This window comes from Clostridium sp. ZBS2, from assembly GCF_023845855.1.
GTDB lineage: Bacteria > Bacillota > Clostridia > Clostridiales > Clostridiaceae > Clostridium > Clostridium aquiflavi.
The window spans coordinates 1-253 of sequence record NZ_JAMQIF010000080.1; the positions used below are offsets into that span (position 1 = coordinate 1).

The following is a 253-nucleotide window of genomic DNA, read 5'->3' on the forward strand; positions in this document are numbered from 1 at the left end:
TATATAAACCAATATTATGGACAAATGCATAATAGGGAATTAATATATAAATATAGGTTTTGTAGAAAAAATGGAATTTGGCAAGAAAAAATATATAATGAAAAATTAAGTGGTATATCCATAGAAGGAAAAGTTCTTGCAGTAGATGGAGAAAGGGTAAAGCTTCATTTAAATATAGATGAAACCCAAGATATAAGCAAGGCATCATGGTTTAAGTATGCTCCACCAACAGGAAACATAATGTATGCAATGC

The 253-nt window shown here is 29.2% G+C and carries 1 pseudogene; it reads left to right on the forward strand.

Annotated elements, in window-relative coordinates:
* Positions 1-24: 24 nt before the first annotated feature.
* A pseudogene (locus NG918_RS16665) lies at positions 25-253 on the forward strand (late control protein D); the annotation flags it as partial.